The sequence below is a fragment of the Nocardioides ochotonae genome, from assembly GCF_011420305.2.
Taxonomy (GTDB): Bacteria; Actinomycetota; Actinomycetes; order Propionibacteriales; family Nocardioidaceae; genus Nocardioides; species Nocardioides ochotonae.
Map to the genome: position 1 here is coordinate 3,615,734 of NZ_CP061769.1, position 26,172 is coordinate 3,641,905.

18 protein-coding genes are annotated in these 26,172 nt (G+C 66.5%); 8 read left to right on the plus strand and 10 right to left on the minus strand.

Annotated features, from left to right (window positions below):
- The first annotated feature begins 57 nt into the window (after window positions 1–57).
- Entirely contained in the window at window positions 58–483 is a 426-nt protein-coding gene (locus HBO46_RS17400) for a hypothetical protein (protein WP_166133945.1), read from the plus strand.
- 94 nt (window positions 484–577) lie between these two features.
- Here HBO46_RS17400 and HBO46_RS17405 read toward each other — a convergent pair whose 3' ends face one another.
- Entirely contained in the window at window positions 578–1,390 is an 813-nt protein-coding gene (locus HBO46_RS17405; protein WP_166133947.1) for a hypothetical protein, read from the minus strand.
- A 1,302-nt stretch (window positions 1,391–2,692) separates the two neighbouring features.
- Between HBO46_RS17405 and HBO46_RS17410 the strand changes: the two genes are divergently transcribed.
- Window positions 2,693–5,059 (plus strand): cutinase family protein, encoded by a 2,367-nt coding sequence (locus HBO46_RS17410; RefSeq protein ID WP_166133949.1) that lies wholly within the window; start codon window positions 2,693–2,695, stop codon window positions 5,057–5,059.
- 1,467 nt (window positions 5,060–6,526) lie between these two features.
- Window positions 6,527–7,318, plus strand: a complete 792-nt coding sequence (locus tag HBO46_RS17415; protein ID WP_166133951.1) for a hypothetical protein — start codon at window positions 6,527–6,529, stop codon at window positions 7,316–7,318.
- A 437-nt stretch (window positions 7,319–7,755) separates the two neighbouring features.
- Here the strand turns inward: HBO46_RS17415 and HBO46_RS17420 are convergent, their stop codons facing one another.
- The gene (locus tag HBO46_RS17420) at window positions 7,756–8,475 is read right to left on the minus strand and encodes a restriction endonuclease (RefSeq protein WP_166133952.1); all 720 of its coding nucleotides are present in this window, start codon (window positions 8,473–8,475) and stop codon (window positions 7,756–7,758) included.
- A gap of 328 nt (window positions 8,476–8,803) precedes the next feature.
- On the opposite strand from HBO46_RS17420, the gene HBO46_RS17425 reads away from it, so the two are divergent.
- The gene (locus HBO46_RS17425) at window positions 8,804–10,210 is read left to right on the plus strand and encodes a DNA cytosine methyltransferase (protein WP_224769201.1); all 1,407 of its coding nucleotides are present in this window, start codon (window positions 8,804–8,806) and stop codon (window positions 10,208–10,210) included.
- A gap of 114 nt (window positions 10,211–10,324) precedes the next feature.
- Here the strand turns inward: HBO46_RS17425 and HBO46_RS17430 are convergent, their stop codons facing one another.
- Window positions 10,325–11,293 (minus strand): hypothetical protein, encoded by a 969-nt coding sequence (locus HBO46_RS17430; protein ID WP_166133956.1) that lies wholly within the window; start codon window positions 11,291–11,293, stop codon window positions 10,325–10,327.
- Window positions 11,294–11,432: 139 nt separating this feature from the next.
- On the minus strand, window positions 11,433–12,173 hold the full coding sequence (locus HBO46_RS17435) for a hypothetical protein (protein WP_166133958.1): 741 nt from the start codon (window positions 12,171–12,173) through the stop codon (window positions 11,433–11,435).
- Between the two features lie 122 nt (window positions 12,174–12,295).
- On the opposite strand from HBO46_RS17435, the gene HBO46_RS17440 reads away from it, so the two are divergent.
- Both HBO46_RS17440 and HBO46_RS17445 read left to right on the plus strand, forming a co-directional pair.
- Window positions 12,296–13,576, plus strand: a complete 1,281-nt coding sequence (locus tag HBO46_RS17440) for a protein NO VEIN domain-containing protein (RefSeq protein WP_166133960.1) — start codon at window positions 12,296–12,298, stop codon at window positions 13,574–13,576.
- 216 nt (window positions 13,577–13,792) lie between these two features.
- On the plus strand, window positions 13,793–16,453 hold the full coding sequence (locus HBO46_RS17445) for a hypothetical protein (protein WP_166133962.1): 2,661 nt from the start codon (window positions 13,793–13,795) through the stop codon (window positions 16,451–16,453).
- Between the two features lie 96 nt (window positions 16,454–16,549).
- Here HBO46_RS17445 and HBO46_RS17450 read toward each other — a convergent pair whose 3' ends face one another.
- From HBO46_RS17450 to nrdR, 3 genes are all read right to left on the minus strand, one after another.
- Window positions 16,550–16,969 carry a very short patch repair endonuclease gene (locus tag HBO46_RS17450; RefSeq protein ID WP_224769203.1) on the minus strand — a complete coding sequence of 140 codons (420 nt, stop codon included), beginning with the start codon at window positions 16,967–16,969 and terminating at the stop codon, window positions 16,550–16,552.
- Between the two features lie 331 nt (window positions 16,970–17,300).
- Entirely contained in the window at window positions 17,301–20,141 is a 2,841-nt protein-coding gene (locus tag HBO46_RS17455) for a vitamin B12-dependent ribonucleotide reductase (RefSeq protein ID WP_166133964.1), read from the minus strand.
- A gap of 177 nt (window positions 20,142–20,318) precedes the next feature.
- On the minus strand, window positions 20,319–20,795 hold the full coding sequence (gene nrdR, locus HBO46_RS17460; RefSeq protein ID WP_166133966.1) for a transcriptional regulator NrdR: 477 nt from the start codon (window positions 20,793–20,795) through the stop codon (window positions 20,319–20,321).
- A gap of 369 nt (window positions 20,796–21,164) precedes the next feature.
- Here nrdR and HBO46_RS17465 point away from each other — a divergent pair, with 369 nt between their 5' ends.
- Window positions 21,165–21,548: a hypothetical protein gene (locus HBO46_RS17465; RefSeq protein ID WP_166133968.1), complete on the plus strand. Its 384-nt coding sequence runs from the start codon at window positions 21,165–21,167 to the stop codon at window positions 21,546–21,548.
- Between the two features lie 141 nt (window positions 21,549–21,689).
- On the opposite strand, the gene HBO46_RS17470 is transcribed toward HBO46_RS17465, so the two are convergent.
- Window positions 21,690–22,037 (minus strand): LysM peptidoglycan-binding domain-containing protein, encoded by a 348-nt coding sequence (locus tag HBO46_RS17470; protein ID WP_166133970.1) that lies wholly within the window; start codon window positions 22,035–22,037, stop codon window positions 21,690–21,692.
- Window positions 22,038–22,409: 372 nt separating this feature from the next.
- Between HBO46_RS17470 and lexA the strand changes: the two genes are divergently transcribed.
- Entirely contained in the window at window positions 22,410–23,132 is a 723-nt protein-coding gene (lexA, locus tag HBO46_RS17475; RefSeq protein ID WP_166133972.1) for a transcriptional repressor LexA, read from the plus strand.
- A gap of 136 nt (window positions 23,133–23,268) precedes the next feature.
- On the opposite strand, the gene HBO46_RS17480 is transcribed toward lexA, so the two are convergent.
- Together HBO46_RS17480 and HBO46_RS17485 are read right to left on the minus strand one after the other, a co-directional pair.
- Window positions 23,269–25,263 (minus strand): ATP-dependent DNA helicase, encoded by a 1,995-nt coding sequence (locus HBO46_RS17480; RefSeq protein WP_166133974.1) that lies wholly within the window; start codon window positions 25,261–25,263, stop codon window positions 23,269–23,271.
- 43 nt (window positions 25,264–25,306) lie between these two features.
- Complete coding sequence (locus HBO46_RS17485; RefSeq protein WP_166133976.1) at window positions 25,307–25,957, minus strand: SGNH/GDSL hydrolase family protein; 651 nt, start codon at window positions 25,955–25,957, stop codon at window positions 25,307–25,309.
- Window positions 25,958–26,172 lie beyond the last annotated feature (215 nt).

The window sequence follows — 26,172 nt, forward strand, 5'->3', positions numbered from 1 at the left end:
TTCAAGCCCCACCCCGGCCCGCCCTCGGATCGATTGCGGGTGCGGGCACGACCCAGCGTGAAGGCGCTCGCCCCATGGGGCGGCAGGTTCTACTGGTGCGCCTTCTGCAACTACGTCAACACCGAATCCGAGAAAGGCGCGGCACGGTGCCCGCGGCACAAGCAGGACTGGGAACGACGTCGCAAGGCTCTACAGCGTGCATCTCGAACCAGTTCTCAGGTCGCCGACCCGACCGAAGAGACATCGGAGCGCGCAGGTGAACGGGATGGGGTCAGTCAAGACAGCGCTCTTCGGGAACTGGCTGCTTCGGCCAACCGGGCACGACGCGCCGCCCGTGCGGTCGGCCTTGGTCTGAAGCGCCCGGTGTCTGCGCACGGCGTACGTGCCCGCGATCGCGACGCCGAGGATCTGATGAAGGCCACCGAGGACCTGCTTCGCCATGTCGCGCAACTCGCAGCACGATCGCCGAGTGATCCGGGCTAGTCGCGCCATCGACCCTACGGGCCCAAACCGAACTGCGACGGCGATCTGGCGCATCAGCGCACCTCACCTCGGCTGCTGAGACGACCGAACCTGGCTACCTATCCACATCTGGCGTGCCCGGATCATCTCCTCGCCCCGGCTCCGCCGACCCCGCCGCTTCGACATCCGCAGCGTCATCATCCTCGGAGACGCCACCAGGAGGCGCATCTGCCGTCTGGCTGCCCGTAGGTCGACCAGTTGAACTGGCCCCGCCAGGCTCCGAGGCATCCGAGTTCTCAAGGCCGTCCGCTTCCGCGTCGCCATCGACCAGATCCGGCGGAACACCGTCGGGTGGTGCCACCCCCGCAGCCGGTGCCGCGTCCCCCACCCACGCGCCTGCGACCAGGTCGGCGCCCGCTTCACCTTCTAGCCGAACCGCGGCCCTCTCCCACCTTCGGGGGCTCGCGCCGCTGAGGGCGATTTGCTGCAGCACTGCAACCGCGCGAGGCGAGTACGTCGGCTCGCTTGGGTGCGGACGGCTGTCCCACAGGCGCGCGAGTGAGTCGAGGATCCCGTGCTCGTGGCCGGCGCTCTTAAGGTGACGGCGCTCCTCGGGGCTGATGGCGAAGTTCTGGTCCACCAGCCGGTCGAACGATGCGAACACCACCCGGTCGCCGTCCCACCTGAGCCAGTGCGCAGCCCTCGTGGCGTCGTCGTTGTTCTCCTTGCCGTCCTGCTTGGCGAGGAAAGCGCGGGCGTCCGACTGCGACATCCGACGCCTGACCACAGCACCACGATCGAAGTGGATTACCAGGACACCATGCAGGAACGCTGACAGCGGGGCCGTCACGTCTCCCGGATCGACGTCGTCCGTGCCGTCCGCGGCGTGAGCGCCTGGAGCAGGTTGGTTAACAGGTTCCTCGGTCAAGACTCCTCCAGGTCGTCCGTGCCGTCGGGCCGATCGCCGTGCAGAACAAGGCCCTGGCCAACCACGAGCGGCGCGAGGGCGAAAAGCCAGTACCAGTCGCCCGAGCCAGGGAGGCTCCATCTGACTGCTGGCGTGGCACACCGGAGGCGAACACGACACGCCCCGGGCAGTTCGTCTTGTTGCCCGCTCGCACGACACATCCTCGCGACCTCTAGCGCCGGGCAACGCCCGCTTCCTCGCCACCACTTGATCGTCATTCGCGACGCCCAATGAGAGCAATAGCGGCTTCTAAGCCGGAGCCGATTGACACCGAAACGGAGTCGATTGACACCCGAAGACGACCCGGAACCGGTCTATGGTCCCGCTATGCCCAACGACCGGCATCCGCCAAGTCGCCTTCCGGTCCGGACGAGCGCGGAGTTGGCGTGGGTCGCCGCCCATGTGGAGGCAACCGGAAGGCTCCAGTTCCCGCGCAGCGGGCACCCCTCACAGCCGAACGGGCCCTTCGTCCTCTCGATTAACAGCCTGGGCCACCACACAGCGCACACGCTGATGACCCTGATCGGCGCGGGCTACCTCGAGGCCGGAAGCGGCAACACGAACTGGCTGCGGTACCGACTTCGAGGCCGTCTCCTCGTCTCCGAGGTGCTGACCCAACTAGTCGCACTCATGAACCCAGGCCCCACACGCACAGAAGCACTCAAACTCCTCGCCGTTTCCTACGGCCCACCGCCAGTCCGGCTATGTACAGCACCGCGATGTGGCCGGCTACCCACCCGACGAACACCACTCTGCGGGTGGCACCAACTCGACCTCCCTCTCCTAGGCTCGCAACAGCAAGGGCACTGTTCGCTATGCGGCAGTGCAGTCGGGCCCCCTCCCAACCGGCCCCCTGATCCCCTTCCGCCGGGCTTCCTCCGAAGCGGAGCGCTGTGCCACCAGTGCGCAGAGACCGTCGCATGCCTGGACCAACCTGATCCGAAATCACCGTGACGAACGAGATGCCGCTCAGTCGCTGTCCGGTGCCGCGGGCGCTCCTCCCCGCAGCCGCCGGTGCGCGGCTCTAGCCGCGGTGATGTAGCACCCGGCTCTTGCTCGTCCGAGGGACCCTCCGACCGACTGCCCTCACCGAAATGGGTCAAGCCACCCAGTCTCGTCAGCCCGAGGTGTGTCCCTGAGCGTGAATCGATCAGAAGTTCCTGACCGAGGGAGTGACAGCCGATGCTCGAGTCCTTTCGCGGAGCGCAACCTGTTAGGTCGTGTATCCGTGCATTCGTCGTGCTGTCGGCTGTGATGACCGCGGTGGGAGCCACCGCCCTCGTCCGGGTGTCGGAGCATCCAGCCGCAGCCAGTAACGCCATGGTGGCACCTCCCTCTGGGTGCTCTGACGTGTTGTTGCTCGGAGCGCGTGGGTCCGGGCAGAAGGAGGGCCAGGCGCTCGGCTACGGCCAACAGGTCAACAACATGCGCGCCTTGATCGCTCGCGCACTTGGGGACCTGCCAGTACCGCGCACCGTGACGGCCGTTCCGCTCAAGAAGAAGGGCTATCCGGCCCACGCTGTCGGCATGATTGCTAGCCCCTTCGTGGGCCCGCTGGGCTACCTCGTCGGTATCGAGGCTGCGGCGATTCACACCGTGGGGCTCCTCAAAAAGCATGCGGGCAAGTGTCGAGACCAGCGCATCGTCCTTGTGGGCTATTCCCAGGGCGCCATGGTCATGCACCGCTCTGCGAGTCTGCTCCTCCAGAAGAACATGCGGGCGGTTTTCAGCCGCATCGACGGAATCGTGCTGCTCGCGGACGGCTACCGCGCGAGGCGCAGTCGCACACATCTTGTGGGCAACGCTGACTGGTCGCGAGAAGGTATCGGCAATGCCGTATTGGCTCTCGCGAAGCCGCCAGACGTCGGGGCGCCGCTGGCCGGCGTCACGTGGTCGGTCTGCCGAAAGTTTGACCTGGTGTGCGACTTCCGCCCCCAGTTGTTGAACGCGAGCGGCCTTGTGTCCTCGGTCGGGGGAGCCCGGATCCACACCGGCCCTGACTACAAGAACGGCGCCATGGTCAACGCCGTCGCCGCCGAAGTCGTCAAGAAGATCCGGGATACCCCGAAAGCCACGCCGAAGTCGCTCCTGATGAATGGGTCCACCCACACCCCCATTAACCACACCCTGGCCGCCGACGTGACACCGCGCCGCACAGTGGAGTGGCGCTTCGCGCCCGACGCCGTGGTACCAGACGGATTAAAACTCACCCGGCGGGGCAAAGCCTCCGGGTACTTCCGCACACCGTTCAGCAGCCGCGTCACTGTCCAGTACCGGACAACCGGCGGGAAGTGGCAGGACGCCAGCCTCTCCGTTCACATCAGCGAGGACGGCGGAGGCAACGACATCCCCTCCGAGCCGCCTGCAGCAGCCTTCGCGATCGACCGCGCCACCGACCTAGACGGCCAGTACTTTGTCGCCACTCCATCGGCGCGGGGTGCATGGCTTGTCTGGTGGCAAACCGACGACGCCACCGGCTTCCGTTGGATTCACGCGGACGGCACTCGGGGAGCGGAAATCGAGCCCGGGACGAGAGACCTCAGACACGTCACCTCAGTCGCATCCATGAGTGACGGCAGCATCATCGTCACCGGCTGGGACAACCGACTCTCTTCATCCCACGACCGCATCTATCGATTCGGGCCATCTGGAGTCATGGCCACCCGCGACCTTGGTGGAACCACCGGCGGGGAGAAGAAGTCAGTCACCGAGGGTACCGACGGCTACCTGTACCTCTACCACGGCAGAACCGTTCAACGCCTCCACCCGAAGACACTCACCACTCTCGCGACCCTGCACCCCGAGGCAGGCCCCAGTGCAAACCTCGCCCCGACCGCTGACGCGCTCGTAGTCATGAGGGACGGCGACAGTGTCACCAGAAGCCTCTACCGGATCCCCTATTCCGCCTTCGACGATCCCGCAACGTACGACCCCGCCTCGGGCGGCGAAGTATCGCCCATCGCTGAACGCGACTACGCGCTAGCGAAGGTCGCCAAGGACGGCACGGTCGTCGACGCCGACATCAACTACGGGACGTGCGCGGAGGTGCAGGTCGGATACCGACACGCCAACGGCAAACGGCTTGCCTTCACCCTCGCCGGACTCGCAGGCAAGTCCGACAACTGCAGAATCGAGGACATCGAAGCCCTCTCCGGCGGGTCCGCCGCTGTCCTCGTCACAGTCGACAACGGCGGCGTACTCGCCTTCTTTGACCGAAACGGCGAGATCATCAACCTTCACGAGTTCAACGACGATGTAACGCACATGACCATTCGTGCGGACGGCGACCGATCCGTATTCTTCGCCTACGCCCGCTGGCGATACTGCCCGCAGGCCCCTGACGACCTCCTCGCCTTCTGCCCCAGTGCCTACCTCGAGCGGTACGACACAACGGGCACCAAGCACGAGAGTCAATCTTTGGGCGACATGACCACCCCCGCCGCCCGAAATATGTGGGGCGTCTCTGCGATCAGCCCCGGTGCCAGCGTTGTTGGTATCTCAGCATTCCGCTACCTCAAACCCGCCCGGTACATTGGCGTCCACTACCTCTCGAGCCAGGTTCAGGAAACGTTTGAGGTTCTCCCCTTCGAAACCTCGCGAATCCCGTTGAAGCCCCTCTACTGGTATTGAGTGGAGAGCGCGCCCCGGACGTTGGCCGGTGAGCACGCGGGGCTTGGGAGGACGGAACGCCGGGGGGGGTGATGAGGATGCCCGGTAGAGGCTGTGGGGCATGCCCAGACCATCGGCTTCCCGGTGTGGTCTGTCGCGCACATGGACCCACGTTCCGGATGGGGAGCCGGTGTCAAGAAGGCCGACGATCTCACCGCGCCCGGGAGCGACCACTGGCGGGACCGGCGAGGGGCACCGGAAGGCACTCGTACTGCTCTTTACGCACCGAGATCCCGATCGCCGTGTCGGCATCAAGCGTCAGGCTGAGGCAGCACCTCACCCAGATCTAGGACCCGGCTGGGCTCTCGCCGGAGACCCGCGGACCCCGGACCCAGTTACCGGCGAACCCCGCGCTGGGCAACAGACCAGTCGTCATCGACAAGTGCGGTCTCGCACTGCGCGAAGGAGGTCACAAGCACACGTTCCGGCTCAGGCATGGTGGCGAGCCTCTCCGCGCCCGCAACAACAAGCGCACTGTTCGCTGTACGGCACTGCAATCGAGAACCCTCCCAACCGCCCCGGGCTTCCCTTCCGCCGGGCGTCCTCCGACGCGGAGCGCTGTGCCACCAGGCGTAGAAAACGTCGCCTGGGACCAAACCTGATCCGAAGAGTCACCGTGAGGAAAGGAGATGCCGATGGGGTCGCGCGCCCCGCCGCTCGGGATCAGCCCGCTCCGGGCGGGTAGGGCTGGTGCGCGTTCCATGCGCGCAGGTGTAGCAACTTATGTGGATGTATAGCGTTCTCCTATAAGTCCCTATAAGTCCCTCCAATCCCCGTCCGATGGGCAGTCCTCGACCACCTCTGAGGACCGGGTCTCCTCCCGCGAGGGTGGCGATACGGCCGTCGCTCTCACTTACTTCAGCCAACGGCCGTGTCCAAGATCCAGCGTGGAGAGCGGGAACACCCCGCTCGATTACGTTGAAGAACGCCGCCACTTGTGGCTTGTCTTTGCGTTCCCGGTCAGCGGTCTTGGCGAGGTTGCGGACTCCTGGCGCACCGAGTTACTGGCGGTGGCGCGCTGCCCAAGGCCGTCCCAGTCATCGACCACGGTCACGCCCGGCGCGTGGCGCTCCACCCAGGCGACGTGCGTCGGCCCGTCGACGTCGAGTCGGCCAGCACCGGGATCCAGTGGGCGAGCAGCGCAGCCTCGCACCGCCGGTCGCGGGCTCGGCGGTGCCGTTCGGCGGCTCCGCGGCCGCGTCGTTAGCGCCCGCGTCCGGGAATGCGGTCAGGGCTCCGGCCCTTTGGGGTCGTCGGTCCCTCCAGCCTGTCCATCGCGCGCGCCTCGACTTGTTGGACGTCTACCGGTGCGCTCTAACTATGGCTTCCCGTAGGACCTATGACATGCCGTAACGTCCGGGGCCTCCGCCCGGTCCAGCCTTGGACCCACGAAGGCGACCGGCCTCTGCCGAACGTCATAATCTTGTTGTGACTGCAGCGACTGATGTGACCACCCGAGTCCGAACGCTGCTTGACAGCCCGGCGCGAGCCGATCTACACCACCTCCTGCGCATCGACCCGCACTGGAACGCGGCGAGCCGCATGTTCGACACCGGCTGGTCCTGCCGCGAACACACCGTCCTGACCGGGGTCTTGCTTGCAGCCGAGGGGGTCGCATCCGACTTCGTATTCGGTGCGAACATGTTCATCGTCGGCCCGTCCTCTGAGGGAGCCTCCCCGTACGGCGTCGGCAACGACGCGCCACAGAGCACACGAGGCCACAGTTGGCTATTGGTCCCTGGCTTCGGGGTAATCGATATAAGCCCGCGTCTAAACGAACGATTCCCCTCCAATCCTCGCTGGCAGCCCATCATGGCCAAGGCCGGCAGGCTAGGCGACACCTGGCTGGTGGATGGCAGACCTGGCGTAGTCGTCGAAGCAGCGGACTTCGCCGAGTACGGGCAGGAGATTCCCAAGGCAACCCATGTGGTCGACGGCTATACAGCCGTCTACTGGCAGCAGGAAACCCTGCCATTCAGCATCGCGATGGTGGAGGCGGACTGGGTCGACTCACCGCTGCGGACTCGGGTCAAAGCGAGTGACTTCGAGGGTGCCTTGCTTCGGGCCGGGACCCATCTGTGGGCGCTGAACAAGGGACTTCGCCGCCCGCTCGCGACCGTGTCTCAGTCCAAGGCGTGGCGGTTCGTCTCCGAGATCGACGACACTCTCGTGGACGAGTTCACCGACGCCGTCCTGGAAGGACTCGGCCACACGGTCTGACGGTATGCGGTGATCACCGTGGTGCATTCACCTTGGCCCGTAAACCGCGGTGGGGTCACCGACCTTCTCCTCCCATGCCGGACGACGGGGTCAACCGCGTAACCCTCCTAGCCTGCACGGACACCAGGTAGATCGGCGGGCCCTCCATCGTGACCTGCCAAAAAACCCATGCCCCGAGGTGGGACCCTGTGCCGCGGCTGCGCAGAGGCCGTTGTTCGCCTGGACCAACCCGATCTGGAATCACCGTGACGACATCCGGAGGCAGGACTAGCCCACGACTAGGCGCCGTTAGCCGTCCTCGCGTCAGCCGCGCAGCGTGGCGATAGCCGCGGCCAATCGGGGCGAAGACCCACAACGTTCACGAACCGAGATGTCAGGCACGATCGATTCTGCGCCATGCAACGCCTCGGCTGAGATCGCGGTCAATGATTGGACGCCTACAGTTCCTCTTGACCCGGATCGACGAAATTGATGAAGTCGATGCCATCGTGGTCGCTGCGGGACCACACGACCTCCCACGCAGCACCCCAACATCCGTCGCACCGCGTTCTTTCGGCGTCCAGGGATGTCTTCTCTCCGCAGACAGCGCACTCTCCGACGAGTGAGCCGCATGAGTCGCAGGTCCCAGCCTTCACCGCGCGACCGGCTTCACTGCTGTAGTCGCCCCATGTGATCTCACCCCAGCAATCGGGATTTGGGCAGTCGTCTCGGACGAAGTCGTCGGCAATGTCGGCCCAAGGCTGAAGCAGGTCGACATCCCGATCGCCGAGGTCTCGCAATTCAATCTTCGGGTGGATGGATCCCTTCGCCCGCGCCTTTGCGCCCGCGTCGAAGCCACCGAAAGCGTAGAGGACGCCTCGATCAACCCCGACATCGAGAACCTTGCCTACGAACTCGTCGACCACCGCGATACCAAGCGCCTTCTTCGCGTTGCGCTTGCACTCAATGGCGACCTCGAAAGTTGAGCCACCAACGGTTCCTGTTACCCGAACATCGATCTGCCTCTTTCGGCCACTGAATCTCCCGGAAACCTTCACATCGTGCTCAACCACTGCCGAGTCATCAAGTTCGGCCACGAAGGCGGCCACGTCCTTCTCGAAGATCTTCCAGGCGGGATCGCTCTTCGTGACTTCTTCTGGCACCCCGCCCTCCGGCATGGCATCAGGATACTGCGCTGGCCGCCGTGGCCGGTGTAACTCGGCAGCACCCTGGTCAACGATGCGCTTCCTTCTCCTCGCTCCGATTAGAGGTGCCACAGGTCCGACGTGGTTCCTGGTCGCCACACCGAGAGAACCACGGAGCGGCTGCACGAGAGGCCACGACGAGCGGATCTACGTTCCCGCGCCACGACTACCGCCGCGCCGACCCTCAGCCCGTTGGCGGTCTACTCTGGCTCGGCCGCCCCGTGGCGTGGGGCCCGGTCGTGTCAAGAGACACGCCGCGTCCTGCATCGAACGTGCGTTCGGTGCGAGTAGGCTTGCACCTGTGTCCCAGACTGCTCCCAAGTTCAGGTTCGTCGACCTCTTCGCAGGCATCGGCGGTTTTCACGCGGCCCTGAAGTCGTACGGCGGCGAGTGTGTCTACGCGGTCGAGATCGACAAGGAGGCAGCGCAAACCTACGCGCGGAACTGGGGTCACAACCCGTACGGGGACATAACTGCCGACGCGAATGACGACGTTATGAACGTCCCCGAGCACGACATCCTCTGCGCCGGATTCCCCTGCCAGCCCTTCAGCAAGAGCGGCGCTCAGCACGGGATGGAGGAGGCGCGAGGCACGCTCTTCTGGAACATTGCCCGCATCATCCAGGTACGCAAGCCTAAGATCGTAATGCTGGAGAACGTCCGTAACCTGGCCGGCCCCCGGCATATCCACGAGTGGCAGATCATCATCGAGACGCTGCGGGACGAGGGGTACCGGGTCGCAGAGAAGTCCGCGGTCTTTTCGCCACACCTGTTGCCGCCCGAGTACGGGGGCCGCCCACAGGCTCGCGAGCGGGTCTTCATCACCGCGACTCTCATCCCGGAATCATTCGAGACCGATCCCCGACTGGAGTTCGAGCCAGACCCCCTGACGTTGCCAGGAACGGATTGGGACCCGCGGGAGGGGTGGGACATCGAAGACTTCCTCGATGACGCCCACAACATCCCCGGCTGCAACCTCACGGAGGCTGAACGCCTCTGGATCGACGCGTGGGACGAGTTTGTGCAAGTCATGTGGGAGGAGCGGGAGGGACGACGCCTTCCGGGCTTCCCGCTGTGGGCGGATTCCTGGCTCGACGTTCGTGACGCGTGGAAGCGAGACAAGTCGCGGGTCCCCGACGAACCGCGAATCCCGACGATCGACCCGACGCTACCGTCTTGGAAGCGCTCGCACCTGATCAAGAACTACGAGTTCTTCGGGGCACATCACAGAGTCATCCGAGCCTGGGCCGAAAAGTGGGGCCTGTATACCGATTCCTTCCCGGCTTCCCGCCGAAAGTTGGAGTGGCAGGCGCAAGAGACACCTCGACTCTGGGACACCGTTATGCATTTCCGGCCGTCCGGCATCCGCGCGAAGGCACCCACATATCTCCCTGCACTCGTCGCCATAACACAGACCAGCATCGTGGGACCTCGTGAAAGGCGAGTCTCCCCGCGGGAGACAGCCCGTCTCCAGGGACTTCCGGACACGTTTGATTTCGGAGGTCAGCGCCCGGCCGCGACGTATAAGCAGATGGGCAACGGGGTCAACGTCGGAGTCGTGTGGAACGTCCTTCGTGAGCACGTACGCCGCGACGCCTGGCTCCTCAAGGGCCACGGCGCGATCGGCGAGTCCATCCGCGAGGCGGTTCTCGACGTCGCGCCGCGGTCCCCCGACGGGATCCTCAAGGAGCATCAGCCGACGGGATAACGACACCGAACGCTTGACGCTGTGGCCAGCGGACTTGAAAGCGTTCGACGCGCTGGGTGGACCGCACGGTCGCAACCCCATAAGTAGGACCGCGGGTCCCAACGAAGAGCGTCGCTACCACCCGCCCACCCAGTTAAAACGACTTCCGGAGAATCCGCCGTGGTAGAAATTCGCATTGATGGCGTTGTTGGCAGCCATGACCGATCCGATCGCCGCCTTTTCGGTCGCGGGCTTCACGACGTTGGAGCCCGCGACGTAGACGATCCCGCTGCCTGAGGCCGGCACTTCGACCCAAGATGCTAGTTGGCTGATCCCGCCCCGGACAGGGTCGCGCCAGCCGGTCAGTTCGTGGATCCAAGTGAGTGCTCGCTCCAAAGTGCCACGATCTGCACCCGCCAGGTTCCAGTCGTCGTTTAGCCAAGGCTGAACTCCGCTGGCTTGGCGCTCACGGTCCAGAGCGTTGACAGTGTCCAGAAAGTCGTGCGGGCGCATGGTGTCGACGAGGCGAAAGACTTGCTCCGTGAGGCTCGCCGGGCCGACTGCGCCGGCCATGGTCGCCCACCAGATGCGCGCGTTAAAGCCGTACTTTGTGTACGTGCTCACGCCTCCGTCGCAGTTCGCGACGAGCCATGGCAAGTAGTGCCGGTCGAAGAACTTGGGCGCGTGACCTGCCGCTTCCAACATGGCGAGCAGGATCTGTGCAGTGCCCAGGGGGTATTTGTACTTCGAGGACGTGGGCTTGTAGGCGTCCTCGTAGCATCCTTGGGTGCCAGCCCAAACCGATGGCAAAGCGTAGAGATGCTTGGATGCGCCCGCGTCCACCATTCCGTCCCAGATGGAGAAGGCAGACCGGAGCCCCCGCAGACGTATCTGCTTGTTGCCGTACTTCACCACGTGGTTGCTCAACGAGTCGTGGCGGAGGCTAAAGAGGTCTACTGCTACCAGGTCCGTAGGCATCCCCGACACGACCGACGGGTGAAGGATGATTTTCGTGGACTCGACGACGAAGGCGACGATCTCCCAGTTGGGAGCAACCGAGCCAAGCATCGCGGCCGACACGAGGCCGTCGATGTCCGCGCTCACCACCATGGGACGCGCGGTCGCAAGGCGCTCACCTAGTTGGTGGGCGCTGGACGCCTTGTCTGACCCGTCGAGTTCCCGGCTCAGTGCGTCGATCGCTAGGCGCCTCCGCGCGGATGCAGTGTCTTGGATACCGCCCACATCATGCCCCGAGACGGCGGACGAGCAGGTCGAACTGCTCGGCGTTGATCGCGCCCGAGTCGCGTTGGGCGATGAGGGCTTGCAGTTCCGAGGTGAGCGATCCTTGCACCGGCTTCGCCGCGTTGAATAGGCGAGACAACTGGGGGAAGCGCTCTCGGCTCAAGAGAGACTCCACGTAGTCCATCCATGGGTCATCCTGGCCCGTGCCAGGATTCGTCGGCATCGAGCACGCTGCCACGCACTCCGGATGCTGCTTCGCATGTGCCTCGACGACGCGAAATGGCAAGACGGTCGCATCGGACTTGACCTGGACCTCCCGGCGGACATCCTCGTGCGTCTTCGGGTCGCAGAACACGACCCCAGGTAGGACCGGGCTCAGGAAGACGACGGGTTCCGTGAAACCTGCCCCCGGACCGCCAATGCCATTGGTCAATCGGAAATCGCTGCGCTTTGTGGTGTTTTTGACCGACCACAGGCCCCGGGCGTCCTCCCGGAGATCCCGCAGGTCGAACCCGTTGGCGTTGTGACCAGCGGGGATGGAAAGAACGCCTGCGGCGAAGGCGACGGACGCCAGGATCCACTCCACAGCCGCCCCGGATCCGAAGCGGTTAGCGCGATCGGTCGGATTGACGCGCCTTACGTTGAGGTCGAGGGCCGCTTCCAACTCCGCCCTGAGCGCGGGCTGCCTGAGCAGCGCATCACGTAGATCGTCGAACGCCTTAGACCCGCTGCTTCTGGACACGGCCAACATTGGATCACGTCCCCGATCGACTGTCCTCCGGTTGGGGCGCAAACCGCGGCGCGGAGCCATCGGGATTGGTTAACTACTCCCATGCTTGACGAGATGGATGCGCAGGTGGTCTGGTGATCCGGGGATCCTCCATTCCGCGGCCCGGCAAGGAGGCCCTCGCTCGCGCCCTCGCGGCCGAACTGAACCTCCCAGCACCACCCCGACTGTCCGAAGGCAGCACGGTCGAGTCCGAGTTCCTAGGCAGAGTCTTCCGCGCGATTGCCGGTCGTGAGGCGATCGGCACGGCCTACCGGAAAACCGAGGCCATCCTCGCTCACCTCGGGCGCACCTATGACGGATCCTGGGACACCAGCGAGAACGCTCCTACCGGGGGTGGCAGCACAGTCACCGTCCGCGCCTATTCCCAGATGCTCAGCGCTTGCACCGGGCGCGACCGGTGCTTCATTGTGCCTCGCCTCCTCCGCGACTGGCGGACGATGCCCCTGCCCGTCGGTGGCCTGCTGCACCAGCGGACCCTTGCCGAGGCCGGTCCCGGCAGCAGGATCGTGTTTGCAGACCGCCACAGCGGCGCATTCACCGCGACTGCGACGGTCCGCTACGTGCACGGCTCCGCGCGCGGAGCGCCCTGGACGGTCGACCTGTACGACTACCGACCTTTCGATGTTCCGCTCAGGCAGGACGACATCCACATCACCGGCTGGGACATCCGAGCGGCCGCCATCACAGAGATCCCGCGAGCCTCCTTCGACGACATCCTGACGGAGGCGTTCCCGCGAGGGATGGTTGTGACCGTCGATGCCGACGAGATCGCCGGTACGGACGACGAAGTCGATGAGACCAGCCCCGACCCCGGCGGGCGCGTGACCGCCCGCCGCGCGCGGGAGGCATTCGACTCCTCGCGTGAACACCAGATCCTCGATTTGCCGACGTTGCCGAGTGGCCAGATTGCCGGGGTCCCTCCCCGCCCGGCGCAATATGTCGACGACGGGGACTATCTCCGGCCCACCCGAGGGAACGGCCGCGGTCGACGAGCGCAGCGCGACCCCGCTCGCGACCGCGACGCTGAGGTCATTGCCGTGCAGACGACCATCAAGGCATTCGAAGACGGCGGATGGGAACTCACGGCGGATCGACAGTCCGATGGAGTCGGCTACGACCTTGAGTTCTCTCGGGAAGGCACCACCCTCCACGTAGAGGTCAAGGGGATCATCGGCACCGCCCTCACGTTCAACCTCACTGCGAAAGAGAACTGGCGCGCAGAGAACGACCCGCAGTGGGTGCTCGCAGCCGTGACCAGCGTGCTCACGAACGGTGTGCGCTGTCTTCATACCCTGAGCCGCGACCGGGTGGTGACAGCGAACCGGATCATCACGGGATATCGCGTGACGCTGTGAGCCCTCGTGGCGAAAAACGCCCAGCCGGTTCCAAATGGCCGAGTTGTACGCCGCCACTTCTGACAGGGCCCACGGAACGGACGTTTCGACAAAAGAACGTCGCGGCGGGCACACGATCTGTTAGTAATCTGGTGTGCCTTCGTCTGGCACACGGCTGGCTGTGCTCAGAGTGACGCTCTGCAACAGGTCGCCGTCGAGAGATCCGAAGGACGGACTGTGAAGTTCAGACGCCTAACCGCCGCCCTCGCCACTATGGCGTTCGCTTCTACTGTCGTTACGACGTCGCTGGTTCCTGCTGCCGCGAACGAGCCCTACCAGTCGGCGAGCGGACCTGAGACGACCACGTCTGCTGCTCCGCTGCCCCTTGTGTCGGTCGAGCCACCGGCATCCAACAAGGTCGCCAACCGGGCAACCGACACGCTCAGCCTGTACAAGCAAGCCGGGTTCATGCCCGACAAGTCGGTCCTCTCAGCGATCGCGGAGTCGGGCGAGTACGCTCCCCGCAAACTCGCGAGAGCCACCAGCGCCCTCGTGGAAGAGACACAGGACAACGAAGCACCCGAAGTTGGGCTGTCGTCGATCCGTGACGCTCCGACGACCGTTAACTCCGAGGGGCAGACGATCCCGCGCGGACTGGTGGACCATGTGGACCCATGGTGTGGTGGCTCAGGGGCCGACGGCAAGCGTGTTCAGATCGTGTATGTGCGCGAGCAGAGCCTTCCGGACAGGTATGCGCAGGTTAAGCCCCTTCTTCTCAACGAGGCCCGTTACATCGACGACGTCTTTGCCGTGTCGTCCGCAAAGACCGGCGGCGGCAAGCGCGTCCGATGGGTCACGGACCAGTCATGCAACATCGACGTGTTGAACGTGGTCCTGCCTGACGGTGCCGTGAGCGACTCCCTTTACACCATGCGACGTGCGCTCGAAAACGGTGGCTGGCTCAAGGGTGACCGCAAGTACCTCTTTTTCGCTGACGCCCCACTGGACAGTGGCGGCATGATCTGCGGTGAAGGTGAGTACTACGTCAACAAAGACCCGAATGTGAACCTGAACGACGGGCGGTATGCGCAGATTGCGCGCGTCCACCGGCACTGCTGGGTCACCACGGACGGCGATCCAACCGCGACCGCTCTGCACGAACTCATCCACACACTCGGTGCAGTACAGCCACACGCCCCGCACGGCAGCAAGGTGGGGCACTGCGCCGACGGGTCCGAAGTCATGTGCTACGCCGACGGCACCGGCCCGCAGTACAGCCGCACGGTATGCCCTGCCACAGAGGCCTACAACATCGACTGCAACAACGACGACTACTTCAACACCAACCCACCCGCAGGATCCTTCCTCGCGAACAACCCCGCATCGAACATCGCACTGTCACCGTTCTTGGAAGACGTAGCGCCGCTGCCTCCTGCACCGGCAATCAACATCACAACCTCCTCGGCGGCCCCCGCAGCAGGCGAAACCATCACCTTCACCGCTCTCACCGCACCCGATGCCACGGTTCAGTGGTCATCGGACGGCTCACGATGCGATCCCCCAGTACTGTCCGACGGCGGCAGGACCTACACGTTGCGGTGCTGGCACAGGAGCCTGCTGACCGTGTGGGCATCATCCACCAGCGGCGGCAACACCGTCGCATATGCGAGCACGCAGATCCTCCTAGATGATCTAGTGCCACCCACGATGGCTCTGACTCTCCCCGAAACCGTCTTCCCAGGAGAAGAGTTCCAAGTCCACGCAAAAATCACGGACCCGCAGAACGCGACATGGCTGCCACTAGAGACGAACTGGAGCAGCAGCGGCGAATGTCGAATCGTCAGTCGCACCGGGGACCGGACCATGCACGTGACTCTCACCATGGTGTGCACCGGCAACACCGGATACCTCAACATCGGAGCCACCGCGACCCGCCCAGTGGACGAGTACTCAGTGCGCGGACATGCAAGCGCACGGTTCGAGATCAGGCCGCGAGTGCCCGGCGTGCAGTCCCTCGCCGTTGTAGGACCAACGCACGTCGAAGCAGGACAAACGGTCCAGTTCACGGCCGACATCGAAGGCTGGGACTTGCCCTCCTACAACTGGGCGAGCGAACGAGGGTGGCAACTGACTAACCTTTCCAACAAGACGGTGACGCTTGTCGCCCCCTGGAACCTGTCGAAGCCAGAGTCCGACGTGCTGATCCTCACGGTGTTCGACTCCGCAGACGGGGTGTACAAGACGGTTCGGTTCCCCTACACGGTCGGACCGCGCATCACAGATCCTCCCGGTGAGGACACGGGAGGCGACGAGGGCGACGACGGGTATGAGGACGGCGACGAAGCACACGACACCGCGCTCACCTTCGCAACCACCGGCACCTACCCGACGACCATGACGATTTCGCTCAGGGACCGCTACCTCGGTCGCCCGCTCGGAGGGAAGACCGTCAACCTGGAAAAGCGGAACAACGCGGGCAAGTACGTCACCGTGAAAAAGATCCTCCTTCCGTCAACGGGGACGGCGAAGTTCACGATGCCAGTAACCACAGCCTCAACGTTCCGGGTCGTCTTCCACGGGGACCGTGCCTACAACGCCTCGTACTCAACGACCAAGCGAGTCACGGTCTACACCAAGATGAAGGCGACCAAGGTCAAGAAGAACCTGAAGGTCACACTCCGCACCGGGGTATCAGCCCTCGCACGACAGCCCGTGATCCTTCAGAGGAAGCCGGTCGGTACCGGGCGCTGGCTAACGGTGAAGAACTACAAGACGAACGCCGCCGGTGTCGTCAACATGAAGCCCCCCGCCGCGAAGAAGAAGAAGATCGACTACCGGTGGGTCTACACCGGCTCCGACAACTACCGGAACTCCGTCAGTAACACCTTGAGGTTCTGACACAGCGGCGTTGAACTAGAAACCCATCTCGATGCGCCGGAGATCATCACCTTCAAGGAACTGCGCGCAGGAACCCGAGTGGTTAACTGAAGAAGGCTAGTCCGGGTCGTTCGACGATGTCGGCTGCCGATGATGGGCCGCGCGAACCTCGGCGAATATACGGTCTGCGACGGCGACCGGATCCTCGTGCTCCCAGACGCGAATGATGCGCCAGCCCTCCTGTCTGAGTAGGCGATCGGTCTCCTGGTCGCGCGCACGGTTACGGCCGATCTTCTGGGACCAGTACGTCGCGTTAGACCGGGCCACGGTTCCATGCGCAGGGCAACCGTGCCAATAGCAGCCATCGACGAACACGGCTATGCGAGCGCGCCGGAACACAATGTCGGCGCGCCGATTCAACGTCGGCGACGGTTTCGCATCCACCAGGTAGCGGAGCCCGCGGGCATGGATGAGTCGACGGACCGCCATCTCAGGCTTGGTGTCGCGACGGCGGTTGGCCTGCATGACCGCACGCACCGCGTTACTCGACGCCCAAGAGTCGCCTCTCGCTGCCATGCAGCCATCATGCCCCGCAGCCTGTGACGCTGTAACGCTGCCCGTTTGATTGGGAACGGGTGAGCGACCCGGGACAGCACCAGCGATGCGGTACCCAAGTGTGCCATCAACGAGGAGGCCTGTCCCGATCATTCGGCGCGCGACCAGAACGGCGAGGCCCCGAGACTCCTCCGGAAGGAGTCTCGGGGCCTCTCACACATCTATGCAGGTCAGCGCGTTGTGTGCACGTGTCCGAACATCTGTCGCAGCATCTGTCGTCGCGCGCGCATCATGCTGGCGCCCTACAGACGACTCAGCTGCAGCCGGAGGTGCTGCCGCAGCCCTCGCACACGTGGCAGGAGCCGGCGGGGCGCATCTTGGTGCCGCAGGTGAAGCAGAGCGGCGAGTCGACCGCGGAGCCGGTGATCTTCTCCAGGAGCTCGGCCGAGGTGTGGGCGTCCGCGGGGGCGGGCTTGGCGACCGGGACGACCGGGGTCGTCGCGGCGGGCGCATCCTCGATGAGCTCAGCGGCGGCGCCGGTCTCCTCGACCGACTCGTACGAGCCGGTCTCGAGGTGGCGCTGACGCTCGTCGGCGGAGTAGATGCCCAGCGCAGCGCGCTGCTCGAAGGGCAGGTAGTCCAAGGCCAGGCGACGGAAGATGTAGTCCATGATCGACTGCGACATCCGCACGTCCGGGTCGTCGGTGAGGCCCGCGGGCTCGAAGCGCAGGTTGGTGAACTTCGAGACGTAGGTCTCCAGCGGGACGCCGTACTGCAGGCCGATCGAGACCGCGATCGAGAACGCGTCCATCACGCCGGACAGGGTCGAGCCCTGCTTGCCGAGCTTGAGGAAGACCTCGCCGAGCTCGCCGTCGTCGTGGGCACCCGAGGTCATGTAGCCCTCGGCACCACCGACGGTGAACGACGTGGTGCGCGAGACACGCGACTTGGGCAGGCGCTTACGGGTCGGGGCGTAGACGACCTTCTCGACGACCTTGGTCTCGACCTCGGCCGGCTTGGCCTCGGTGCCCTTGTTGTCACCCTTGCCACCGGAGAGCGGCTGGCCGACCTTGCAGTTGTCGCGGTAGATCGCGGTGGCCTTGAGGCCGAGCTTCCAGGACTGCATGTAGACGTCCTCGATCTCCTCCACGGTCGCCGTCTCCGGCAGGTTGACCGTCTTGGAGATCGCGCCCGACAGGAACGGCTGGGCCGCCGCCATCATCCGCACGTGGCCCATGGCCTTGAGGGAACGGGCGCCCATCGCGCAGTCGAAGACCTCGTAGTGCTCGGTCTTGAGACCCGGGGCGTCGATGACGTGGCCGTGCTCGGCGATGTACTCGACGATCGCCTCGATCTGCTCGGGCTGGTAGCCGAGCTTCTTCAGCGCGCGGGGCACCGTCTGGTTGACGATCTGCATCGAGCCGCCGCCGACGAGCTTCTTGAACTTGACCAGCGAGAAGTCCGGCTCGATGCCGGTGGTGTCGCAGTCCATCATGAAGCCGATGGTGCCGGTCGGGGCGAGCACCGAGGCCTGCGCGTTGCGGAAGCCGTTGGTCTCCCCGAGCGCGATGACGTCGGCCCAGGCCTGGGTGGCGAGCTTGTGGACCTGCTCGTCGGCGACGTGCAGCGGGCGCACGGTGTCGTTGGCCGCCTGGTGCTTGCGCATGACCCGCTTGTGGGCGTCGGCGTTGCGTGCGTAGCCGGCGTACGGGCCGACGATCGCGGCGAGCTCGGCGGAGCGCTTGTAGGAGGTGCCGGTCATCAGCGAGGTGATGGTCGCGGCCATCGCCCGGCCGCCGTCGGAGTCGTAGCCCAGACCCATCGCCATCAGCAGCGCGCCGAGGTTGGCGTAGCCGATGCCGAGCTGGCGGTAGTCGCGGGTGGTCTCGCCGATCGACTCGGTCGGGAAGTCCGCGAAGCAGATGGAGATGTCCATCGCGGTGATGATGAACTCCACGGCCTTCGCGAAGAGCTCGCCGTCGAAGGTGTCGTCGTCCTTGAGGAACTTCAGCAGGTTCAGCGAGGCGAGGTTGCACGAGGAGTTGTCGAGCGACATGTACTCCGAGCACGGGTTGGACGCGGTGATCCGGCCGGTCTCGGGGTTGGTGTGCCAGTCGTTGATCGTGTCGTCGTACTGCAGACCCGGGTCGGCGCACTCCCAGGCGGCCTTGGAGATCTTGCGGAACAGCTCACGGGCGTCGACGCGCTCGATGATCTCGCCGGTGGTGCGCGAGCGCAGACCGAAGTCGGTGCCCTCCTCCACGGCGCGCATGAACTCATCCGAGACACGGACGGAGTTGTTGGCGTTCTGGTACTGGACCGAGGTGATGTCCTTGCCACCGAGGTCCATGTCGAAGCCGGCGTCGCGCAGCGCGCGGATCTTGTCCTCCTCGCGCGCCTTGGTCTCGACGAACTCCTCGATGTCGGGGTGGTCCACGTCGAGCACGACCATCTTGGCGGCGCGACGGGTGGCGCCACCGGACTTGATCGTGCCGGCGGAGGCGTCGGCACCGCGCATGAAGGAGACCGGACCGGAGGCGGTGCCACCGGAGGAGCGCAGCAGCTCCTTGGAGGAGCGGATGCGGGAGATGTTGAGGCCGGCGCCGGAGCCGCCCTTGAAGATGAACCCCTCCTCCTTGTACCAGTTCAGGATCGAGTCCATGGAGTCGTCGACCGAGAGGATGAAGCAGGCCGAGACCTGCTGGGGCGACTCGGTGCCGACGTTGAACCAGACGGGGCTGTTGAAGGAGAAGTACTGGTGCACGAGCAGCCAGGTGAGCTCGTGCTCGAAGACCTCGGCGTCCGCCGCGCTGGCGAAGTAGCCGTTCTCGAGGCCGGCCTTGGTGTAGGTGTGCACCACCCGGTCGATGAGCTGCTTGAGACCGTTCTCGCGGGACTCGGTGCCGACGGCACCACGGAAGTACTTGGTGGTCACGATGGTGGAGGCGTTGACCGACCAGAAGTCGGGGAACTCCACGTCGCGCTGCTCGAAGACGGTCTCACCGGTGCGCCAGTTCGTCTGGACGACGTCACGACGCTCCCAGTTGATCTCGTCGTAGGGGTGCACGCCTTCGGTGCTGAACACCCGCTCGACCTTCAGGCCCTTCTTCGCGGCCTTGCGCCCCCTGGTTGCGCTGGTGACCGTCTCCGTCATGCCCGTCTCCTCTGATGCGTCGTGGCTCGTGGTGCGTGGTGTGGTGCTCATGCTGGTGGTGGTGCTCCGGTCCGTGCTCTCACTGTCGATGGTCTCTCCGAGCACCGACAGTGGTGCGGGAAGTTCGTGGAAGGCCCGGCGCGCAGCTTCCCCACTACGCGCCGGGCTGCTCGTGGGTCAGCCCGGCGTGGGTGCGGGGTGACCGGGGCTCCGCTCGGCGCGGAGCGTGGCGATCTCGGCGGCGAAGTCGTCCGCCGACTCGAAGGCGCGGTAGACACTGGCGAAGCGCAGGTAGGCGACCTCGTCGAGCTCGCGCAGCGGGCCGAGGATCGCCAGGCCGACCTCGTGGGCCGGGATCTCCGCCTGCCCGGCGAGACGCAGTGCGTCCTCGACGGCTTGGCCGAGGCAGGCGAGCTGGTCCTCGCTCACCGGGCGGCCCTTGCAGGCCTTGCGGACGCCGGACACCGCCTTGTCCCGCGTGAACGGCTCGCTGGCACCGGAGCGCTTGAGCACCATCAGCTGCATGAGCTCGACGGTGGAGAAGCGCTTGGCGCAGGAGCCGCAGGTGCGGCGACGCCGGATGGAACCCCCGTCGTCGGCGACCCGGGAGTCGATCACCCGGGTGTCGGTGTTCCGGCAATAGGGACAGTGCATCCGGGGCTCCTCTCAGGCGCGCCACGACGGCCCGGGGCGAGGTGCCTCAGGGTGTGGATAACAGGGGTTCTTCTGTGTAGAACTCGCTCACATCTGTGAGTCTTCCACCGCTGGGCTGTGCACTAGATGTGGATAACTACAGCGCTGTAAGTACTAGATGTAGGGGTAACCGTACGCGTGCCACCGACCGTCTGCAAGCCCGCGACGCCCGTTTTCCCCTCCCGGTACGGACCGCTCCGTAACCGCAGGTCAGAGCCCTGTCGCACCGCACTCGGCACCGACGCCGCCGGGTCGGGGCTGGCAGGAAAGCCCCCGCGCGAACATGCGGGTCGCCGCGCGCCGAGGTCCGTCATCAGCGACAATGACGGCGTGGCAAGCAAGGGCAAGCGGGCAGGTTCGAGGCGGGGCACCAAGAAGGCGCCGACCTGGCGACCACGCCTGCTCGGCCTGGCCGGGTGCGTCACCCTGGCGGTGGTCGCCTGGGGCTATCTGGTCTACGCCGCGATCGACTTCGGCGCCAGCGCCCGCGGCGGCGACACCGAGGGCTGGTGGCTCCTGGCCCTCGCCTCGATGGGCGCCGTGGCGTGCCTGTTCGTCGCGCTCATGCTCATCGCCCGCCTACTGCGCGAGCTCGGCATCACCTCCGACCCGAACACGCCCGACTCCGCCCTCCCGGCGCCGCACCCCGCTCAACCGGAGCACACCGCCGCCCCACGGGCCACCGCCCCGGGCGGACGGCGCGCGGCGCGCTGAGCACCCAGCCCTGACCACCGGGCACCGGGGATCGGACGCCTCCGCACATGAAACAGGGGGCGGGACCTCATGGTCCCGCCCCCCGCTCTTCCCCTGCTCGCCGGTCGGGGTCGAGGCGACCGGCGATGTCTGGATGTGGCGTCAGCTGGTGGGCACCGCCAGGCGCTGACCGGCGATGAGCATCGGGGACTCGAGGGCGTTGAGCCGCTCGATGTGACGCATCGCCTCACGCACGTCGCCGTCGTCACTGATCTCCGAGGCGATCTCCCACAGGGTCTGGCCAGTGCCGACCGTGATGACCTCCGTGGGCTCCGCCTGACCCTTCTCCGCCGTGGCCATCGAGCCGCCGGCGAGGGCGAACCCCACGGCGAGCAGCACCGCGACGCAGAACCCGAAGATCACCGCGCGACCTCGGCGGGTGAGTCGCACCGACTGACCGCTCGTCGGGCGAGCGGGGGCGATCGCGATTGCGGGGTGCAGCGTGCTCATGATGGCTCCTGGGGAAGTGCCGGGAAGTGCAGGAAAGTGCGTCGGCCGCGGATCGCGGCGTCAGAGGATGTCTAACGCCCGCCACCGACAGTCCCGCCGGAACAGGACCAGATCAGCGGTTCGACCAGACGTTCGATCGAACATGTGTACGACGTTAGATCAGGTGTTCGAGGAACGCAAGCACCTGAGCGAACAAATGTTCGAGGCACCTCGAGGGTCGAGGTCCGCGACCGGCCCGCGACACGCCCTTCGAACAGATGTTTGAACTCTGGGGGTGGGAGTCGCTACGGTGGCCTCACGCCACCGACCCGGGGACGACTACCGGGCGAGCGGGCACCGACAACCCGGACCACGACCCGAGGGAAGGCACAGATGGCCAAGAAGAAGAGCGACGGGGTCGCTGAGCTCCCCGACGGTCCCGCCGACGCGACCGGGCTCACCCCGCGCCAGGTGCGGGTCCTGACCCACATCACCGACTGCATCGAGAAGCGCGGCTACCCGCCGAGCATGCGCGAGATCGGGCAGGCGGTCGGCCTGACCAGCTCCTCGAGCGTCGCGCACCAGCTGAAGGTCCTCGAGCAGAAGGGCTTCATCAAGCGCGACCCGCACCGCCCGCGCGCCCTCGAGGTGTTCCTGCCCGAGGTGATGGCCGCACGCAAGGCGATGTCCTCGGGCGAGGGATCCTCGATCGACGAGACCGGCATCGGCGACAGCGTGCCGGCCCCGTCGTACGTGCCCGTCGTGGGTCGGATCGCCGCGGGTGGGCCGATCCTGGCCGAGGAGCGGGTCGAGGACGTCTTCCCGCTGCCGCGCCAGCTGGTCGGCGACGGGCAGCTGTTCCTCCTCGAGGTCTCCGGCGACTCGATGATCGACGCCGCCGTCTGCAACGGCGACTACGTGGTGATCCGCCAGCAGCAGACCGCCAACAACGGCGACATGGTGGCCGCGCTCATCGACGGCGAGGCCACGGTGAAGACCTTCCAGCGCAAGGACGGCAAGGTCTGGCTGCTCCCCCACAACGACGCCTACGAGCCCATCGACGGCACCCACGCATCGATCCTGGGCAAGGTCACCGCGGTCCTGCGCCGGGTCTGATCCCGGCACGGATCGACGCAGCGCGGCTCTGACCGGGGCTGGCGCGGGGTGACACGCTCACCCCGCGCCAGCCCCGTCGCCGTTGCGAGGTCCTCGCTCGTCGCGCACGCGGCGCGATGCCGGCCGGCGGAGCGGCTCAGGCGGAGGGCTTGCCCGCGAGCCGGGCCAGCGCCTGGCGCACGATCCCCGGGTCGGTGGTCGTCCACATCGAGGGCAGGCTGGCCTTGAGGAAGCCGCCGTAGCGCGCGGTCGCCAGCCTCGGGTCGAGGACCGCGACCACGCCGCGGTCGGAGGTCGTGCGGATCAACCGACCGGCGCCCTGGGCCATCAGCAGCGCGGCATGGGTGGCGGCGACCTGCATGAACCCGTTGCCGCCGGCCTTGTCGGCCGCCTTCTGCCGCGCCGACATCAGCGGGTCGTCGGGGCGCGGGAACGGGATCCGGTCGATCAGCACCAGCTGGCAGGTCTCGCCGGGTACGTCGAGGCCCTGCCAGAGCGTCAGCGTGCCGAACAGGCAGGTGTGCGGGTCGGCGACGAACTGCTTGGCCAGCTCGGGCAGCTGGGCGTCGCCCTGCGCGAGCGTCGTCAGGTGCGGAAGCCGCTTGCGGACCTCCTCGGCCGCCGCCTCGGCCGCGCGGCGCGAGGAGAACAGGCCCAGCGCGCGCCCGTCGGCGGCGTCGATCAGCTCCACGATCTCGTCGAGCTGGGCCTTGACCAGCCCGTCGCGTCCCGGCGGCGGGAGGTGACGCGCGACGTAGAGGATGCCCTGCTGGCCGTAGTCGAACGGCGACCCGACGTCGAGGCCCCGCCAGGGCTGGCCCTCCCCCGGTGCGGCCGCGGTCGGCGAGCCGTCGATGATCCGCTCGGACGGCTTGAGCCCGACGCTGGTCGCGACCGAGCTGAAGTCGCCTCCGAGCATCAGGGTGGCCGAGGTGAACACGACGGTCTTCTCGTTGAGCAGCTTGTCGCGCATCTGGCCCCAGACCTGCAGCGGCGCCACACACAGCCGCGGGGGCATCCGCTCGGAGCCCTCGGTCATCCACAGGACGTCGGAGTCGAGCTCCGCGGCCATCCGCTCCGCGGTCGTGAAGACCTCCTGGAGCGTGCCGCGGGCCTGGGTGCGGCCGGCGTCGGCCTCCCCGTCGCGGTCCTTGTCCTTGGGGAACGCCGAGATCGCGGCGCGGGCGCTGTCACGGACCAGCACGAGCGCGTCCCCGAGGTCGACCGGGAGCTGCTCGAGGCGCCCCGGGCGGGCCTCGCCCATCGCGGCGCGCAGTGCGTCGGCGGCGTCGGAGAGGTCGTCGGCCTCGCTGCCGTCGACGTAGCGCTGGGCGCGCCGGGCGGCCCGCTCCACCTCGGCGGCCCACAGCTCGTCGGTGGCGGCCTGGGTGACCCGCTGGGTCAGCTCGTGGGCCTCGTCGATCACCACGACGTTGTAGTCGGGGATCATCGGGACGCCCTCGACCGCGTCGATCGCCAGCAGCGAGTGGTTGGTGATGATCAGGTGGGACTTCTGGGCCTTCTCCTTGGCCAGCTCGGCGAAGCACTCCTGACCGAAGGGGCACTTGGCGGCGCCGAGGCACTCGCGGTGGCTGACGCTGACCTGGCGCCACTCCTTGTCGGTGTGGCGCGGGGCGTTGTCGCGCTCGCCGCTGCCGCCGTCCTCGGCCTCCTTGTCGGCCCAGGCGCGCAGTTCGAGCACCTTGGCGCCCATGGAGCCCTCGGGCAGCTGCACCAGCGCACCCTGGTCGTCCGGCACGCCCTCACGGACCCGGTGGAGACAGGCGTAGTTGGAGCGGCCCTTCAGCACGGCGTACGACGTGTCGACGCCCGGCTGCCCCTTCAGCGCGGTGGTCAGGCGGGGGATGTCGCGCTCGACGAGCTGGTGCTGCAGCGCCAGCGTCGCGGTGGCGACGACGACCCGCTCGCGGTGCAGCAGGCTGGGCACGAGGTAGGCCAGCGACTTGCCGGTGCCGGTGCCGGCCTGGACGAGCAGGTGCTGCTCGTCCTCCATCGCCCGACCGACCGCCTCGGCCATCTGCACCTGTCCGGCGCGCTCGCTGCCGCCGAGCGCACGCACGGCCGTCGCGAGGACGTCGCGGACGGAGGTCTGCTCGACAGTGGAGGACACCGGAGAACCCTAACCGCGGCCACCGACGGCGCCGACGGCGTCCTCACAACCGTGTGAGCACCGCCGCGACCTGCTCGCCGAACGCCGTGTGCCCCTCGGGCGTGAGGTGCAGCCCGTCGGGAAGGTAGGGCAGCGCGAGCCCGGCCGTCGAGACGTACGTCGCGCCGTGCCGGGCGGCCAGCCGGGCCAGCAGCGCGTCCACGAGCCCGGCCTGCTCGGCACGTGTCGGGGCGGGCGGCGGGCCGACCACCACGAGCGGGCGCGCGCCGACCGCCTCGGTCAGGCGCCTGAACCCGGCGACGATCTCGACGTCGCCCTGGTCGTGGTCGTTGAGGCCGCCCTCGACCACGACGACCTCCGCACCCGGGTGCGCGCGCAGCGCAGCCGCGGCGCGGGTCGCGAAGGAGACGTCCCCGCACCCGCTCGCCTCCCGGCTGAAGCCGGAGCCGGAGAACCCCGCCACCCGTACCCGCCCCTCGAGGCGATCGGGCCACGCCGTCGCCGGGTCCTCGAGCAGCAGTCCGGCGGCGTAGGAGTCGCCGATCACGAGGACCTGGCGTCCCTCGCCGGTGACGATGCCCGCGCGGTCGGTGGCGGCGGCGGCGAAGCGCTCGCAGCGCCCGACGTTGTCACCGATGGCCTGTCCGGCCACCCATACCGTCGTGGTGGCCCCGACGATGAGGGCGGCGAGCACCGCCGCCACCCGGCGACGCCGCCAAGGCGACCGTCGGGGCAACCGTTCGGGCGTCGGCGCGACCGACCCACCAGCTGGAGGGGACCCGGCCCCGCGACGTCGCACCACACCATTGTCGGACAACGCGGCGTCCCCGGCACCCCTTTTCGCGTCGGCACGAGGACGCCGTGACCGATCCTCCCCCGACCCAGCACGCCCCGGTGCGTGACCGGGGC

What these genes read in the sequence shown, in the direction of transcription:
- nrdR (WP_166133966.1), bottom strand. Translation starts at nt 20,795, where the DNA reads ATGCACTGTCCCTATTGCCGGAACACCGACACCCGGGTGATCGACTCC.
- HBO46_RS17470 (WP_166133970.1), bottom strand. Translation starts at nt 22,037, where the DNA reads ATGAGCACGCTGCACCCCGCAATCGCGATCGCCCCCGCTCGCCCGACG.
- HBO46_RS17420 (WP_166133952.1), bottom strand. Translation starts at nt 8,475, where the DNA reads ATGCCGGAGGGCGGGGTGCCAGAAGAAGTCACGAAGAGCGATCCCGCC.
- lexA (WP_166133972.1), top strand. Translation starts at nt 22,410, where the DNA reads ATGGCCAAGAAGAAGAGCGACGGGGTCGCTGAGCTCCCCGACGGTCCC.
- HBO46_RS17455 (WP_166133964.1), bottom strand. Translation starts at nt 20,141, where the DNA reads ATGACGGAGACGGTCACCAGCGCAACCAGGGGGCGCAAGGCCGCGAAG.